We start from the raw sequence: 14,708 nt of genomic DNA, 5'->3' as shown, positions 1-14,708 counted from the left end.
ACACCACCATGGCCATCTTCTTCAAGCACACGCTCCTCGCGCTGGCGGTCTCCGCGCTCGCCGCCGGCGCCGCCGTCGCCGGCCCAGCCGCCGACCTGCCCAAGGACCTGCCGCCGTACGCGGCCGACAAGCCGCTGCCGATCCCCGAGATCGAGCGCAAGACGCTGGCCAACGGGCTGGAAGTCTGGGTGGTGCCGCGCGACGGCGTGCCGCGCGTCGATTTCGTGCTCGCGGTGCGCAACGCCGGCCTTGCCGCCGATGCCAGGGACATGCCGGGCTTCGCCACGCTCTTCACCGGCCTGCTCAGCGAGGGCACCGCCACGCGCAGCTCGCGCGAGATCGCCGAGTTCGCGCAGGGCCAGGGTGGCGCGATCGGCGCCGCCGCCAGCAACGATGGCGCGATGGTGTTCGCCAACGCGCTGGCCGCCAACGCGGAGCCGATGCTGTCGCTGCTCGCCGAGGTCGCGCGCACGCCGGCGTTCCCGGATGGCGAGGTCAAGCTGGCGCAGGCCAACGCGCTGCAGGCGCTGAAGGCCGCCGAGGCGCAGCCGGCGTTCAAGGCCAACCGCGCGCTGCTCGCCGCCACCTACGGCGACCATCCCTACGCACGTACGCAGCAGTCCGAGGCCTCGATCAACGCGGTGACGCCCGAGGGCCTGCGCAAGGAGCACGCACGCCGCTTCCACCCCGACCGCGCGCTGCTGGTGGTGACCGGACGCATCGCGCCGGAGGACGCGTTCCGCATGGCCGAGCAGGCGTTCGGCGACTGGAAGGCGGTCGGCGCCGACGGGCCCGACCTGCCGCCGGCGCGGCGCGACGCGGTGGCGCAGCGCGTGCTGGTCCAGCGCGACGGCAGCGTGCAGTCCACGCTGCGCCTGGGCAGCCCGGCTGTGTCGGCGACCGATCCCGACTACATCCCGCTGCAGCTGGCGGGCACCGTGCTCGGCGGCAGCTTCTCGAGCCGGGTGATGCAGAACCTGCGCGAGGACAAGGGGTACACCTACGGCGCCCGGGCCGGACTGAACGCGTCCGCCAAGGGCGGCTACGTGCAGGGCGGGGCGGACGTGCGCAACGAGGTCACCGGCGCGGCGCTCAGCGAGTTCTTCAAGGAATACGCGCGCATCGGCAAGGAGCCGGTGCCGACGGTCGAGCTCGACGACACCAAGCGCTATGTGGCGGGCGGCTACCTGATCTCCAACCAGATGCAGGCGGCCGTCGCGCAGACGCTGGCCGGCAACTGGCTGCTCGGCCTGCCGCCGGAGTACCTCGGCGAGTACGTCCCCAAGGTGCGTGCCGTGACCGCGGCCCAGGTGCAGGCGATGGCGGCGAAGTACTTCACCCCTGAGCGCCAGTCGATCATCGTGGTGGGCGACGGTGGCGCTGTCTCGGAGCAGCTGGCGCCGTGGGGTGTGTTCAAGGCCGGGCAGTAGCGCGGCAGGGGGCGGCCCGCGGGTTGTCCCCTACGCGGTCACCGGCACCGCGCGCGGCCGCTTGAGCCAGATGGCGAAGGCCGCCGCGGTGAAGAACATCACCAGGCTGTACACCGCCGCAGGGATCGACATCGCCGGATTGCCGAGCACGTTGAGCGCGACGTAGATCGCCAGCGTGCCGTTGTGGATGCCGATTTCCATGGCGATCGCGATCGCCTGCGGGCGTGGCAGGCGCAACCCGAGCGGCGCGGCGTAGCCGATGCCCATGCTGGCAAGGTTGAACAGCAGGCAGGCCAGCCCGACCACCGCGAAATAGGCGACCAGCACCTCGCGTGACTGCACCACGGCCGCGACGACCAGCAGCGCCAGCACCAGTACCGACAGCATGCGCAGCGGCTTTTCCGACCACGCCGCGAAGCGCGGCGCGAAGCGGCGGATGACCATGCCCAGCGCCACCGGCAGCACGATGATCACCGCGACCTCCACGATCTTGCGCACCGGCGGCGGCACGTACTGCCCGGAACCCATGAAGTACTGGAGGGACAGGTCGAGGATCAGCGGCAGGGTCAGCAGGCACAGCAGGCTGTTGATCGCGGTCAGGGTGATGTTGAGCGCCACGTCGCCACGCGCCAGGTGGCTGTAGATGTTGGCGGTGGCGCCGCCGGGTGACGCCGCCAACAGCATCAGGCCCACTGCGAGTTCCGCCGGCAGCCGGAACGCCAGGGCGAGGCCGAATGCGACCCAGGGCAACACCAGCACCTGCAGCGTGAGCCCGGTGAGCACCGCTCGCGGGTAGCGTGCCACCCGTCGGAAATCGTCCGGGGTGAGCGCCAGGCCGAGCCCCAGCATGATCACGCCCAGCGCCAGTGGCAGCAGCAGGCTGGTCAGCAGCGTCGATTCCATGCATCCCTCCGGGTCGCGTCGCCCCGGACGGGGGACGCCGCAGGATCGCCGCTCGGGCAGGCACGCGCAACGCCGGGCACCGCGGCAAGCAGCGCGGGCCCCGGCGTGGCCGACGCCGCCAGCCGCCGCCGTTGCTCCCGGAAGGGCCGGCCCGTTGCCGGCGCCTAGAGGGTCCGCCATGTCGCAAGGCCGGTTGAACGAGATCGACCTGATGCGGTTCGTCGCGGCGCTTGCGGTGGTGTTCTTCCACTACGCGTTCCGCGGAGTTGCCGCCGACGACATGTCGCTCATGGGATATCCCGCGCTGGCGCCGGTGGCGCGCTACGGGTTCCTCGGCGTGCAGCTGTTCTTCATGATCAGCGGCTTCGTCATCCTGATGACGGCGGCGCGCGGTAGCCTGCGCGCGTTCGTGGTGTCACGCGTGGTGCGCCTCTATCCGGCCTTCTGGGCCTGTTGCACCATCACCGTGCTGGTGACCCTGGCGATCGGCGGCACGCGCTTCAGCGTGACGCTCCCGCAGTACCTGGCCAACATGACCATGATGAGCGAATTCATCGGCGTCGAATCGATCGACGGCGTGTACTGGTCGCTGTTCGTGGAGATCCGCTTCTACGCGATGGTCGCACTGCTGCTGGTGCTGGGCCGGATCCACCAGGCCCCCGCCTTCATGGTGGCGTGGCTGCTGGCGTCGCTGGCGCTGACCCTGTTTCCCGTCGAAGCGCTGCGGCGCCTGCTGGCGACCGACTCCGCGGCGTATTTCGTTGCCGGTGCGGCCTGTTACCTCATGTGGTCGAACGGCCTGTCGCGGGGAAGGGTGGCCATGCTGCTGGCGTCATGGACGCTGGCGGTGTTCCAGACCGCCCGCTGGGTGCCGCAGTTCGAGGCGCACTACGGGACGACGCTGGACATGCGGGTGCTGGTCGCGATCATCAGCGCGTTCTTCGCGGCCATGCTGCTGGTGTCGCTGCGGCTCACCGGCGCGTTCGGCGCACGGCGCTGGGTGGCGCTGGGCGCGCTGACCTATCCGCTGTACCTGCTGCACCAGAACATCGGCTTCATGCTCTTCAACCTCGCCTGGCCCGCGAACCCGCATGTCGTGTTCTGGGGCACGCTGGCGCTGGTGCTGGCGGTCTCGCACGCGGTGCACGTGCTGGTCGAAAGGCGCCATGCGGCGAGATTCAAGGCCTGGGCCGAAGCCGCCTGGGACGGCGGCGTGCGGCTGGCCGGCAGGGTGCGCGCCTACGCACTGGCGAAGTACCCCACGGCGCCGTGAGGCGCCCGCGAATCAGCCGTTCAGGCCTTCGACGCGACGCGCCTGCAGGAACTTGCCCGCCCAGTAGCCGTCGTCGAGGTTGGACACCGTGACGTCGCGCCCGGTGCGCGGCGCGTGCACGAAGCGGCCGTTGCCCATGTAGATGCCGACGTGGTCGACGCGCTTGCCGCGGCGGCCGAAGAACACCAGGTCGCCGGCGGCCAGCGCTGCGCGCTCGACCTTCTGGCCGTTGCCGGCCATCTCGCGGGAGACGCGCGGCAGCTCGATGCCCAGCGCGGTGCGGAATACATAGCCCACCAGGCCGCTGCAGTCGAAGCCGGAATCCGGCGAGGTGCCGCCCCAGCGGTAGGGGGTGCCGAGCAGGGTCATGGCGCGCTGCAGGAGGGTCTGCACCCGGCCCTGCGCGGCGGGCTCGCCGCCGGCCAGCGCATCACTGGCCTCGATCAGCATGTTGACGTCGGCCGCTGAAAGCATGGCGCGCTCGGCCAGGATGTCGGTGCCCGCCAGCGCCTGGCTGGTCGAGGGCATGCGCTGCTGGTCGGCGGAATCGGCGGAGAGCATCGGCGCCGAAAATGCCGGGGCGGCGGCGGCCAGGAGCAATCCGGAGAAGAGAAGGCGGTACGCCCGGAGGGCGCGGCGCGGCTCGAAATGGGTGTTGGCTGGTTTCGTCACGCGGCTTTCACTTGTGTCAGCAGGGCGTGATGGTGCCGGATGCCGACCGGCGGAATGTTAAGGACGCGTCAGCGTGGTTCAGCGAAGTGCGTGATTCCGTTCACAAATTTCACTGCAGGACGCGCCTGGCGCCGCTGTAGTGCTTGCGCCAGTAGCTGCCGTCGAGGTGGTCGAGGCGCACGGTTCCACCGCTGCTCGGGGCATGCACGAAGCGGCCTTCCCCGATATAGATGCCGACATGCGACACGTTGCCGCCGCTGCCGAAGAACACCAGGTCGGCGGTGGCGAGGCGCTCCGGGGCGATCCTGGGCCCCTGGTACGCGGCGAGGTCGCGCGAGGTGCGCGGCAGCTTCAGGTCGAGCATGTCGCGGTAGATGTAGTTGACCAGCCCGGAGCAGTCGAAGCCGCCTTCGGGCGTGTTGCCGCCGTAGCGGTACGGGGTGCCGACCAGGCTGATGGCGCGCATCAGCACCGAGTTCGCGGCCGCCGGGTCGGCGGGCGTGACCTGCGGCCAGTCGCGCTGCGGGACCACCGCCGGGCGCTGGGCGGCGGGCCGGACGGCCTCGCGCCCGCACCCCGTCGCCAGCAGCAGGAGCACGAAGACAGCCGCCGCGATTGGCGTGCGGCGGGTCGAGACTGGATAATGCGCGGCACTGTTCACGGCCGGCATCTTGGCCGACCCCCCTGATTCCTGACAAGCGGCCCCGTGCCGCACCACCGAGCGCCTTGCCCATGAAGATCGAGAAAGACCGCGTCGTCCGCTTCCATTACACCGTCTCCGAGGCCGGCCAGGCGCCGCTCGAGAGCTCGAAGGATGGCGGCGAACCGCTGGCGATCCTGATCGGCCACGGCAACATCATCCCGGGCCTGGAGAAGGCGATGGACGGGCGCGAGGCCGGCGAGTCCTTCGCCGTGGACGTGGCACCTGCGGACGCCTATGGCGAGCGCAGCGACGGCCTGACCCAGCGCGTGCCCAAGAAGCACTTCAAGGACCAGAAGCTGGTCCCCGGCATGCAGGTGGTGCTGAACACCAATTTCGGCCCGCGCGCGGTCACCGTGCAGAAGGTCGGGATGAGCGTGGTCGACGTGGACCTCAACCACCCGATGGCCGGCAAGCAGCTGCACTTCGACGTCGAGATCATCGAGGTCCGCGAGGCGCAGGAAGTCGAGATCGAACACGGCCACGTGCACGGCGACGGCGGTCACGACCACTGAGCCACGGCCCCGCCGCTACACTCCAGCGATGGGTGGACGCGTCGATGTGGTGGTGGTCGGTGGCGGGGTCATCGGGCTGTGCACCGCGCTGTGCCTGGTCGAGGCCGGGCGCAGCGTACGTCTGCTGGAAGCCGGTACCGTGGGCAGCGGCAGCTCGCACGGCAACTGCGGCACCCTGACGCCCAGCCACGCCGGCCCGCTGGCCGCGCCGGGCACCATCGCCAAGGCGATGCGCTGGATGCTGACCCCGGATGCCCCGTTCTACGTGGCACCGCGCTTCGATCCCACCCTGTGGCGCTGGCTGTTCGGCTTTGCACGGCGCTGCAACGCGCGTGACTGGCACAGCGCCATGGCGTCGCGCGCGACCATCCTCAATGCCTCGCGCGCCGCGTTCCCCGACTGGGTCGCGCGGCACGCGCCGGGGGCCGAATACGCCGAAGAGGGCGCGGACTGCGTCTTCCGCACCGAGGCCGATTTCGACCTGATGGCCGCGGAAATGCCGGCATTGCACGCGCTGGGCATTGCCGCCGAGGCCGTGCCGGGTGCCGAGTACCTGCGCGCCAATCCGGCATTCAGGGACGGCGTGTTCGCGGCGATCCACTACCCGGGCGATGCGCGCCTGCGCCCGGACCGCTACGTCGACGGGCTGGCCGCGTCGCTGCGCGCGCTCGGCGGCGTGATCGACGAAGGCTTCAAGGTCGAGGGCATCGTGCGCGAGGCCGATGGCGTGCGCGTGCGCGGCAGCGGCGGTGACGTCGTGGCCGGCGAGGTGGTCATCGCCACAGGTGCATGGACGCCGACGCTGGTGAAGTCCGCCGGCCTGGGCGCGCTGCCGGTCCAACCCGGCAAGGGCTATTCCATGACCTACGAGCGTCCGCGGCTGGTGCCGCAGCGGCCGGTGGTCCTGCACGAGCGCAGCGTCTGCGTTACGGTCTGGGACAGCGGTTTCCGCCTGGGCAGCACGATGGAATTCTCCGGTTACGACGCCACCCTCAACCGCCGCCGGCTCGACGCGCTCGAGCGCGGCGCCGCCGAGTACCTGCACGAGCCGTTTGGCGCGGTGAAGCTGGAAGAGTGGTGTGGCTGGCGGCCGCTGAGCGTGGATGACGTGCCGATCCTCGGTCGTGTGCCCGGCCAGGCGCATGTCTGGGTGGCCACCGGCCACGGCATGCTCGGCGTCAGCATGAGTCCGGCGACCGGCCAGCTGATGGCGGACCTGGTCTGCGGCAACACGCCACGGATTGACCCCGCACCGTATTCACCGGCGCGGTTCGCATGAGCGGCGGCGCGCTGGGCTTCGACCTCATCGTCGTCGGCGGCGGCTCCGGAGGTCTGGCGGCTGCCTTCCGCGCAGCCCAGCACGGCGCGCGCGTGGCGCTGCTGGAGCCGGGCGAGTTCGGCGGCACCTGCGTCAACCTCGGCTGCGTGCCGAAGAAGGCGATGTGGCTGGCCGCGGATCTGGTCGGGCGCATCGGCATGGCCCACGGACTGGGGCTGCCCGTGGCGCCGGTGGCCGTGGACTGGCCAACGCTGGTGGCCAGCCGTCAGGGCTACATCGCCAACATCCACGCCAGCTACCGGCGCCGACTGGACGAAGCGGGCGTCGTGACCCTGCCGGTGCGCGGCCGCCTGGCCGGCGGTGGCGTGGTCGAATGCGCCGACGGCGCGCGGCTGCGTGCCCCGCACATCCTGCTGGCCACCGGCGGGCGGCCGCAGCGGCCGGACATCCCGGGCGCCGGGCTGGGGCTGGATTCCGACGATTTCTTCGCCTTCACCGCGGCGCCCGGCCGGGTGGCGGTGATCGGCGGCGGCTACATCGGCGTGGAACTGGCGTCGCTGCTGCAGTCGCTGGGCAGCCAAGTGGAGATGTTCGTGCGCGGCGCGCGGCTCCTCTCGGGCTTCGACGACGAGGTCACCGCGCGGCTGCAGGCCAACCTGCACCAGGACGGCATCGCCCTGCATTTCGGCTATCGCCTTGCCGCGCTCGAAAAGGCGGGCGAGGGCGTGCGCCTGCGCGAGCAGGGCGGCGATGCCGGCAATCCCTTCGATGCGGTGATCTTCGCCACCGGGCGCGCAGCCCATACCGCGGATCTCGGCCTGGAGGCGGCAGGCGTCGCCGTCGGCAAGGACGGCCACGTGGGCGTGGATGCGTTCCAGGACACCAGCGCCGAAGGCGTGCACGCGGTCGGCGACGTCACCGGCCGGCTGGCGCTCACGCCGGTCGCGATCGCCGAGGCGCGCCGCCTGATGGACCGCCTGTTCGGCGGCCAGCCTGGCGCGCGCGTCGACCACGACAACGTCGCCACCGTGGTGTTCTCGCACCCGCCGCTGGGCAAGGTGGGACTCACCGAGGCCGAGGCGCGCGCGCGCTTCGGCGCTGACGTCACCGTGCACTGCACGACGTTCCGGCCGATGCTGCACGCGCTGGCCGACGTGCAGCGCCACAGCATGTTCAAGCTGGTCTGCACCGGGCCCGACGAGCGCGTGGTCGGCCTGCACCTGGTGGGCGAGGCCGCCGACGAGATCTTGCAGGGCTTCGCAGTGGCGGTGAAGATGGGTGCAACGCTCGCCGACCTGCACGACACGATGGCCATCCATCCCACCAGCGCCGAAGAAATCGTGCTGCTGCGCTGAGGCGTTCCCGCCGGAAACGTGCCGCCATGTAGCATCGCGGGCCATGGACGCCTTCACCCTGCACCGCGGCACCGCGCCGCTCCTGGTCAGCCTGCCGCACGACGGCACGCATGTGCCCGACGCCATCATGGCGCGCCTCACCGACAGCGCCCGACGCGTGCCCGACACCGACTGGCACGTGGCACGGCTGTACGCTTTCGCGCGCGAACTCGGTGCATCGGTTCTGGTGCCGACGCATTCGCGCTATGTGGTCGATCTCAACCGTGGCGAGGACGACGTGTCGCTCTATCCCGGGCAGAACACCACGGGGCTGTGTCCGGTGCGCCAGTTCGACGGCAGTCCGGTGTACCGCGACGGCATGGAGCCGGGGCCGGAGGACGTGCGCGAACGCGTCGAACGCTACTGGCGTCCCTATCACCAGGCCTTGCGCGCCGAGCTCGATCGCCTGCACGCGACCCACGGCCGCGTGGTGCTGTGGGAAGCGCACTCCATCCGCGGTGTGCTGCCGTTCCTGTTCGAGGGCCTGTTGCCCGACCTCAACCTCGGCACCGCCGGTGGCGCGAGCTGCTCGCCCGAGCTGCAGGAGCGCCTGGGCCTGGCGCTGGCCGGGCAGGGCGAGTACGGCTGGGTGGCCAACGGCCGCTTCAAGGGCGGGCACATCACCCGCCATTACGGCCGTCCGGAACTCGGCATCGATGCCGTGCAGCTCGAGGTCAGTCAGCGTTGCTACATGGACGAAGCGACGCATGCTTGGAATCCGGTTGCCGCCGCGCGCCTGCAGCCCGTGCTCTACACCCTGTTGGAGACCTGCCTGGCGTAAGGCGCCCAGCTGCGCCTGGCCGATCGGGCACGCCCACCGCGTTTGCCTCCAGACCCATCCCGGGAAGGACGAGGAGCGCATTGATGAAGGCATGGATCCTGGTGGTTGCCGCGGCAACCGGAGCCGCCGCCCTGGGCGGCATGGGCGCCACGGCGGCGGCCGAATACCAGACGTCGGCGGCAGGCACATGCAAGAGTGCCTTGCCGGTTTTCGACGGCAACATCCGCAGCAGGCCGCGCGGCGTCCAGAACGAGGGATCCGCCAGTGCGTTCGTCAGCTGCGCGCAGCAGAGCGACTTCGACGAAAGCCCGACCGAGGTGGGCCTGTACCTGCTCAACGTGGCGGCGGCGCCCGTCAGCGTGAGCTGCACCCTGGTGGTCGGCGCCAACTCGCCCATGTACTTCACGGAAACCATGGAGCTGCCCGCCAGCAGCTATGGCACCTGGATGGCGTTCGAAAGCCCCGCCCCCGGCGCATGGAGCCTGCGCGCGATCGCCTACAGCTGCGAGCTGCCGCCGGGTGCCGGCATCAGCCGCGTGGTGCTCACGGTCCAGGATCCGGCCTGACCGACCGCGGAGCGGCGGCCCGGCCGCCGCTCCGCTCAGACCTCCAGCGTCGCCAGGTCGCCCTTGTCTTCCAGCCAGGCCTTGCGGTCGCCGGCGCGCTTCTTGCCCAGCAGCATGTCCATCAGCGAGGAGGTGCCGTCCTCGTCATCGACGGTCAGCTGCACCAGGCGCCGGGTATCGGGGTGCACGGTGGATTCGCGCAGCTGCGACGGATTCATCTCGCCGAGGCCCTTGAAACGGGTGACGTTGACCGCGCCCTTCATCTTCTCGCGCGCGATCTTGTCGAGCAGCAGGCGCTTTTCTTCCTCGTCCAGCGCGTAGAACACCTGCTTGCCCACGTCCACGCGGAACAGCGGCGGCATGGCGACGAAGATGTGGCCGGCGTCGACCAGCGCCGGGAAGTGCTTCAGGAACAGCGCCGTCAGCAGCGTGGCGATATGCAGGCCGTCGGAGTCGGCATCGGCCAGGATCACCACCTTGCCGTAGCGCAGGCCGCTGATGTCGTCCTTGCCGGGGTCGCAGCCGATCGCGATGGCGAGGTTGTGCACTTCGTCGGAGGCCAGCACGCTGCCCGACGCGACTTCCCAGGTGTTGAGGATCTTGCCGCGCAGCGGCAGGATCGCCTGGAAATCGCGGTCGCGCGCCTGCTTGGCGCTGCCACCGGCGGAGTCGCCCTCGACCAGGAACAGCTCGGTGCGCGACAGGTCCTGGCTGATGCAGTCGGCCAGCTTGCCGGGCAGGGCGGGGCCCTGGGTGATCTTCTTGCGGACGATCTGCTTTTCGGTCTTCAGTCGCGCGCTGGCGCGGTCGATGGCCAGCTGCGCGATGCGCTCGCCCAATTCCACATGCTGGTTGAGCCACAGCGTGAACGCGTCGTGCGCGGCGCCTTCGATGAAGCCCGCGGCCTGGCGCGACGACAGCCGCTCCTTGGTCTGGCCGCTGAACTGCGGGTCGGTCATCTTCAGGCTGAGCACGAACGACACACGGTCCCAGACGTCTTCCGGCGCCAGCTTCACGCCGCGCGGCAGCAGGTTGCGGAAGTCGCAGAAGCCGCGCAGCGCATCGGTGAAGCCGGTGCGCAGGCCGTTGACGTGGGTGCCGTGCTGCGCGGTGGGAATCAGGTTGACGTAGCTCTCCTGCACCAGTTCGCCGTCCGGCACCCAGGCCACGGCCCAGTCGACGATCTCGGTGTCCTTGCGCAGGTGGCCGAGGAACAGCTCCGGCGGCAGCAGTTCGCGGCCGTCGAGCTCGCCGGCAAGGTAGTCACGCAGGCCGTCGGCGTAGTGCCAGCGGTCGCGCTCGCCGGTGGCTTCGTCGAACAGGGTGACGGTCAGGCCCGGGCACAGCACCGCCTTGGCGCGCAGCAGGTGGCGCAGCGCGCGCAGGCTGAACTTGGGCGTGTCGAAATACTTCGGGTCGGGCCAGAAACGCAGCCGCGTGCCGGTGTTGCGCTTGCCAACCGTGCCGGTGATTTCAAGCTCGCTGGCACGGTCGCCGTCGCGGAAGCCCATGCGGTATTCGTTGCCGTCGCGCTTGATGTGGACCTCGAGCAGGGTGGACAGCGCATTGACCACGCTGACGCCGACGCCGTGCAGGCCGCCGGAGAAGGTGTAGTTCTTGCCGCTGAACTTGCCGCCGGCGTGCAGCCGCGTGAGGATCAGTTCGACGCCGGGGATCTTCTCTTCGGGGTGGATGTCGACCGGCATGCCGCGGCCGTCATCGGAAACCTCGCAGCTGCCGTCCTTGTAGAGGGTCACCTCGATCTCGCGCGCGTGCCCGGCGAGGGCCTCGTCGACGGCGTTGTCCACCACTTCCTGCGCCAGGTGGTTCGGGCGCGTGGTGTCGGTGTACATGCCGGGCCGGCGCTTGACCGGATCCAGGCCGGACAGGACTTCGATATCGGCGGCGTCGTAGCGGGAACTCATGTGTGGGGCGGCCGGGAGGACAAGGGGGAGCCGGCCAGAATGGCGGCGCCGGCAGGACCGGTCAAGGCAGGCATTGACGCCGGTCAACAGGCGCGGCGCGCGCGCGGGCGACCATCCCGCTCCCTGCGCCGCGCAACCCGGAGACCCGCCATGAACGCCGCCGACCCCTACGCCGACCTGCACCAGAGCTACGGCCGCTGCCTGCGCGACAAGGACTTCATCGGCCGCTTCTACGACGTGTTCCTAGCCAGCAACCCCGACGTGCCGCCGATGTTCGCGCACACCGACTTCAGCAAGCAGCGCATGGCCCTGCGGCGCGGGATCACCATGGCGATCTTCCATGCCGGTGGCAGCGCCGTGGTGGAGCGCGGGATCAACGAAATGGGCGCGGTGCACGCCAGCCACGGGCGCTGCCCGGTGCCAACCGGGATGTACCAGGGCTGGATCGACAGCCTGTTGGCGGTGGTCGCGGAGACCGACCCGGAGGCCGATGACGCGCTGATGGCGCGCTGGCGGCAGGCGATGGGCGTGGTGATCGAGACCTTCAAGGCGCGCGATGGCGCGGCCACAGCGCCCGTCCCGGCGCCGGCCGCGGGCCTGTTCGCCCGCGTGGTCCAGGGGCTGCGCGGCGGGCACTGAACCGTCCCCCGGCCGTGCCCGGGGCCGATGTCAAGCGGTCGCGGCGGTCACGGGCAACCGGTAGACTATCGCTTTCCTGCGGTAGCCCCATCATGACTCCCCTGATTTTCGTCACCGGCGGCGTGGTGTCCTCGCTTGGCAAGGGCATCTCCGCGGCTTCGCTGGCGGCCATCCTCGAAGCCCGCGGCCTGCGCGTGACGATGATGAAGCTCGACCCCTACATCAATGTCGACCCCGGCACGATGAGCCCGTTCCAGCACGGCGAGGTCTACGTGACCGACGACGGCGCCGAAACCGACCTCGACCTGGGCCACTACGAGCGCTTCGTCAACGTGCGCCTGTCGGGCAGGAATTCCATCACCACCGGCAAGATCTACGAGAACGTGATCCGCAAGGAGCGCCGCGGGGACTACCTCGGCGCCACCGTGCAGGTGATCCCGCATATCACCGACGAGATCAAGCGCTGCATCGACACGGCCACGCAGGGTTTCGACGTCGGGCTGGTGGAAATCGGCGGCACGGTGGGCGACATCGAGTCGCTGCCGTTCCTCGAGGCCATCCGCCAGATCCGCACCGAACGCGGCCCGGACAAGGCGATCTTCCTGCACCTGACCCTGGTGCCGTATATCGCCGCCGCCGGCGAGCTCAAGACCAAGCCCACCCAGCACTCGGTGAAGGAACTGCGCTCGATCGGTATCCAGCCCGACGTGCTGCTGTGCCGCAGCGAGCAGCCGCTGCCCGACAGCGAGCGCCGCAAGATCGCGCTGTTCACCAACGTGCCGGAAAAGGCCGTGATCTCGGTGGTCGACCTCGACAACATCTACAAGATCCCGCTGTGGCAGCACGAGCAGGGCCTCGACCAGATCGTGCTCGAGCGCCTGCGCCTTGAAGGCAAGGCTTCGGCCGATCCGGACATGGCGGAATGGGACGCGGTGGTCGACGCCACCGAACACCCGATCGACGAGGTCACCATCGCCGTGGTCGGCAAGTACGTCGACCACAAGGACGCCTACAAGTCGGTCGGCGAGGCGCTGCGCCACGGCGGTATCCGCCAGCGCACGCGGGTCACCCTGAAGTGGCTGGAATCGCAGGACATCGAGCGCGACGGTGCCGCGGCGGTGCTGGCCGGCGTCGATGGCGTGCTGGTGCCGGGCGGCTTCGGCGACCGCGGCTTCGAAGGCAAGGTGCTCACCTCGCAGCATGCGCGCGCGACCGGCCTGCCGTATTTCGGCATCTGCTACGGCATGCAGGCCGCGGTGGTCGACGTGGCCCGCCACATGGCCGGCCTGGACGGCGCCAACAGCACCGAGAACGATCGCCAGACCCCGCACCCGGTGATCGGCCTGATCACCGAATGGCGCACGCAGGCGGGCGAAGTGGAGCGCCGCAGCGAAGACGGCGACCTCGGCGGCACCATGCGCCTGGGCCTGCAGGAGCAGCGGCTGAAGCCCGGCACCCTGGCGCGCGCGCTGTACGGCAAGGACGTGGTGGCCGAACGCCACCGCCACCGCTACGAGTTCAACAACCGCTATCGCACGCAGCTCGAGGATGCCGGCCTGGTGGTGTCCGCCAAGTCGATGGACGACCTGCTGGTGGAAATGGTGGAGCTGCCGGACCACCCGTGGTTCCTGGCCTGCCAGGCGCACCCGGAGTTCCTGTCCACCCCGCGCCACGGCCACCCGCTGTTCATCGGCTTCATCCGCGCTGCGCGCGAGCGCAAGGCTGGCGGAAAGCTGCTGAAGGACGCCACGGCATGAGCATTTTTTGGCAAGAAAAGGCTTCTGAATGAAACTCTGTGGATTCGACGTCGGCCTCGACCAGCCGTTCTTCCTGATAGCCGGGCCGTGCGTGATCGAGTCCGAGCAGCTGCAGCTCGACGTCGCCGGCAAGCTGAAGGAGATCACCTCGGCGCTCGGCATCAACTTCATCTTCAAGTCCAGCTTCGACAAGGCCAACCGCACCTCGGGCACCGCGTTCCGCGGCCCGGGCATGGAGGAAGGCCTGCGCGTGCTCTCCGAGGTGAAGCGCCAGATCGGCGTGCCGGTGCTGACCGACGTGCACGAGTACACGCCGATGGATGAAGTGGCCAGCGTCGTCGACGTGCTGCAGACGCCCGCGTTCCTCGTGCGCCAGACCGACTTCATCACGAAGGTCTGCGCCGCCGGCAAGCCGGTGAACATCAAGAAGGGCCAGTTCCTGTCGCCGTGGGACATGAAGCCCGTGGTCGAGAAGGCCAAGGCCACCGGCAACCACGACATCATGGTCTGCGAACGCGGCGCGAGCTTCGGCTACAACAACCTGGTGAGCGACATGCGCTCGCTGGCGGTGATGCGCGACACCGGCTGCCCGGTGGTGTTCGACGCGACCCACTCGGTGCAGCTGCCGGGCGGGCAGGGCACCTCCAGCGGCGGCCAGCGCGAGTTCGTTCCGGTGCTGGCGCGCGCCGCGGTCGCCGTGGGCGTGGCCGGCGTGTTCATGGAAACCCATCCTGATCCCGCCAAGGCGCTCAGCGACGGCCCCAATGCCTGGCCGCTCGACCGCATGCGGGCACTGCTGGAAACCATGTGCGAGCTCGACGCCGTCACCAAGCGCGCCGGGTTCCTGGAAAGCGACCTCTGATCCATCGCCGGC

Annotated in this window: 13 protein-coding genes and 1 pseudogene; 10 read left to right on the top strand and 4 right to left on the bottom strand. The window is 69.9% G+C overall.

Annotated features, from left to right (window positions below; all coding sequences use genetic code 11):
• Positions 1-8 precede the first annotated feature (8 nt).
• Positions 9-1,430, top strand: coding sequence for a pitrilysin family protein (locus JHB91_RS05910; protein ID WP_199472070.1), 1,422 nt, complete (start codon positions 9-11; stop codon positions 1,428-1,430).
• A 30-nt stretch (positions 1,431-1,460) separates the two neighbouring features.
• Here the strand turns inward: JHB91_RS05910 and JHB91_RS05905 are convergent, their stop codons facing one another.
• Positions 1,461-2,333, bottom strand: a complete 873-nt coding sequence (locus JHB91_RS05905) for a bile acid:sodium symporter family protein (protein WP_199472069.1) — start codon at positions 2,331-2,333, stop codon at positions 1,461-1,463.
• Between the two features lie 178 nt (positions 2,334-2,511).
• On the opposite strand from JHB91_RS05905, the gene JHB91_RS05900 reads away from it, so the two are divergent.
• A complete protein-coding gene (locus JHB91_RS05900; RefSeq protein WP_199472068.1) occupies positions 2,512-3,606 on the top strand; it encodes an acyltransferase in 1,095 nt (364 codons plus the stop codon).
• Positions 3,607-3,618: 12 nt separating this feature from the next.
• Here the strand turns inward: JHB91_RS05900 and JHB91_RS05895 are convergent.
• Positions 3,619-4,256: pseudogene (locus tag JHB91_RS05895) on the bottom strand (C40 family peptidase).
• A gap of 131 nt (positions 4,257-4,387) precedes the next feature.
• The gene (locus JHB91_RS05890) at positions 4,388-4,948 is read right to left on the bottom strand and encodes a C40 family peptidase (protein WP_199472067.1); all 561 of its coding nucleotides are present in this window, start codon (positions 4,946-4,948) and stop codon (positions 4,388-4,390) included.
• 62 nt (positions 4,949-5,010) lie between these two features.
• On the opposite strand from JHB91_RS05890, the gene JHB91_RS05885 reads away from it, so the two are divergent.
• The 5 genes from JHB91_RS05885 (at position 5,011) to JHB91_RS05865 (ending at position 9,513) form a co-directional block, all read left to right on the top strand.
• Positions 5,011-5,493, top strand: coding sequence for a peptidylprolyl isomerase (locus JHB91_RS05885; RefSeq protein WP_199375296.1), 483 nt, complete (start codon positions 5,011-5,013; stop codon positions 5,491-5,493).
• 28 nt (positions 5,494-5,521) lie between these two features.
• Positions 5,522-6,772, top strand: a complete 1,251-nt coding sequence (locus tag JHB91_RS05880; RefSeq protein WP_199472066.1) for an FAD-dependent oxidoreductase — start codon at positions 5,522-5,524, stop codon at positions 6,770-6,772.
• A complete protein-coding gene (gorA, locus tag JHB91_RS05875; RefSeq protein ID WP_199472065.1) occupies positions 6,769-8,127 on the top strand; it encodes a glutathione-disulfide reductase in 1,359 nt (452 codons plus the stop codon). The genes JHB91_RS05880 and gorA overlap by 4 nt, the downstream gene beginning before the upstream one ends.
• Positions 8,128-8,170: 43 nt before the next feature.
• On the top strand, positions 8,171-8,947 hold the full coding sequence (gene hutG, locus JHB91_RS05870; RefSeq protein ID WP_199472064.1) for an N-formylglutamate deformylase: 777 nt from the start codon (positions 8,171-8,173) through the stop codon (positions 8,945-8,947).
• 83 nt (positions 8,948-9,030) lie between these two features.
• Positions 9,031-9,513: a hypothetical protein gene (locus JHB91_RS05865; protein WP_199375300.1), complete on the top strand. Its 483-nt coding sequence runs from the start codon at positions 9,031-9,033 to the stop codon at positions 9,511-9,513.
• A 35-nt stretch (positions 9,514-9,548) separates the two neighbouring features.
• Here JHB91_RS05865 and parE read toward each other — a convergent pair whose 3' ends face one another.
• On the bottom strand, positions 9,549-11,438 hold the full coding sequence (gene parE / locus JHB91_RS05860; protein ID WP_199472063.1) for a DNA topoisomerase IV subunit B: 1,890 nt from the start codon (positions 11,436-11,438) through the stop codon (positions 9,549-9,551).
• A gap of 150 nt (positions 11,439-11,588) precedes the next feature.
• On the opposite strand from parE, the gene JHB91_RS05855 reads away from it, so the two are divergent.
• The 3 genes from JHB91_RS05855 (at position 11,589) to kdsA (ending at position 14,696) form a co-directional block, all read left to right on the top strand.
• The gene (locus tag JHB91_RS05855; protein ID WP_199472062.1) at positions 11,589-12,077 is read left to right on the top strand and encodes a globin; all 489 of its coding nucleotides are present in this window, start codon (positions 11,589-11,591) and stop codon (positions 12,075-12,077) included.
• Positions 12,078-12,169: 92 nt separating this feature from the next.
• Positions 12,170-13,834, top strand: coding sequence for a CTP synthase (locus tag JHB91_RS05850; protein WP_199375303.1), 1,665 nt, complete (start codon positions 12,170-12,172; stop codon positions 13,832-13,834).
• Positions 13,835-13,862: 28 nt separating this feature from the next.
• Positions 13,863-14,696 (top strand): 3-deoxy-8-phosphooctulonate synthase, encoded by an 834-nt coding sequence (kdsA, locus tag JHB91_RS05845; RefSeq protein WP_199472061.1) that lies wholly within the window; start codon positions 13,863-13,865, stop codon positions 14,694-14,696.
• Positions 14,697-14,708: the final 12 nt, after the last annotated feature.

Source organism: Luteimonas sp. MC1828 (genome assembly GCF_016461615.1).
Lineage (GTDB): Bacteria > Pseudomonadota > Gammaproteobacteria > Xanthomonadales > Xanthomonadaceae > Luteimonas.
Note: the sequence above shows the minus strand (reverse complement) of the source record. Positions and strands in the feature narration are given on the sequence as shown.

Coding starts and splice junctions, on each gene's coding strand:
- JHB91_RS05910 (WP_199472070.1), top strand. CDS start 9: ATGGCCATCTTCTTCAAGCACACGCTCCTCGCGCTGGCGGTCTCCGCG.
- JHB91_RS05905 (WP_199472069.1), bottom strand. CDS start 2,333: ATGGAATCGACGCTGCTGACCAGCCTGCTGCTGCCACTGGCGCTGGGC.
- JHB91_RS05900 (WP_199472068.1), top strand. CDS start 2,512: ATGTCGCAAGGCCGGTTGAACGAGATCGACCTGATGCGGTTCGTCGCG.
- JHB91_RS05890 (WP_199472067.1), bottom strand. CDS start 4,948: ATGCCGGCCGTGAACAGTGCCGCGCATTATCCAGTCTCGACCCGCCGC.
- JHB91_RS05885 (WP_199375296.1), top strand. CDS start 5,011: ATGAAGATCGAGAAAGACCGCGTCGTCCGCTTCCATTACACCGTCTCC.
- JHB91_RS05880 (WP_199472066.1), top strand. CDS start 5,522: ATGGGTGGACGCGTCGATGTGGTGGTGGTCGGTGGCGGGGTCATCGGG.
- gorA (WP_199472065.1), top strand. CDS start 6,769: ATGAGCGGCGGCGCGCTGGGCTTCGACCTCATCGTCGTCGGCGGCGGC.
- hutG (WP_199472064.1), top strand. CDS start 8,171: ATGGACGCCTTCACCCTGCACCGCGGCACCGCGCCGCTCCTGGTCAGC.
- JHB91_RS05865 (WP_199375300.1), top strand. CDS start 9,031: ATGAAGGCATGGATCCTGGTGGTTGCCGCGGCAACCGGAGCCGCCGCC.
- parE (WP_199472063.1), bottom strand. CDS start 11,438: ATGAGTTCCCGCTACGACGCCGCCGATATCGAAGTCCTGTCCGGCCTG.
- JHB91_RS05855 (WP_199472062.1), top strand. CDS start 11,589: ATGAACGCCGCCGACCCCTACGCCGACCTGCACCAGAGCTACGGCCGC.
- JHB91_RS05850 (WP_199375303.1), top strand. CDS start 12,170: ATGACTCCCCTGATTTTCGTCACCGGCGGCGTGGTGTCCTCGCTTGGC.
- kdsA (WP_199472061.1), top strand. CDS start 13,863: ATGAAACTCTGTGGATTCGACGTCGGCCTCGACCAGCCGTTCTTCCTG.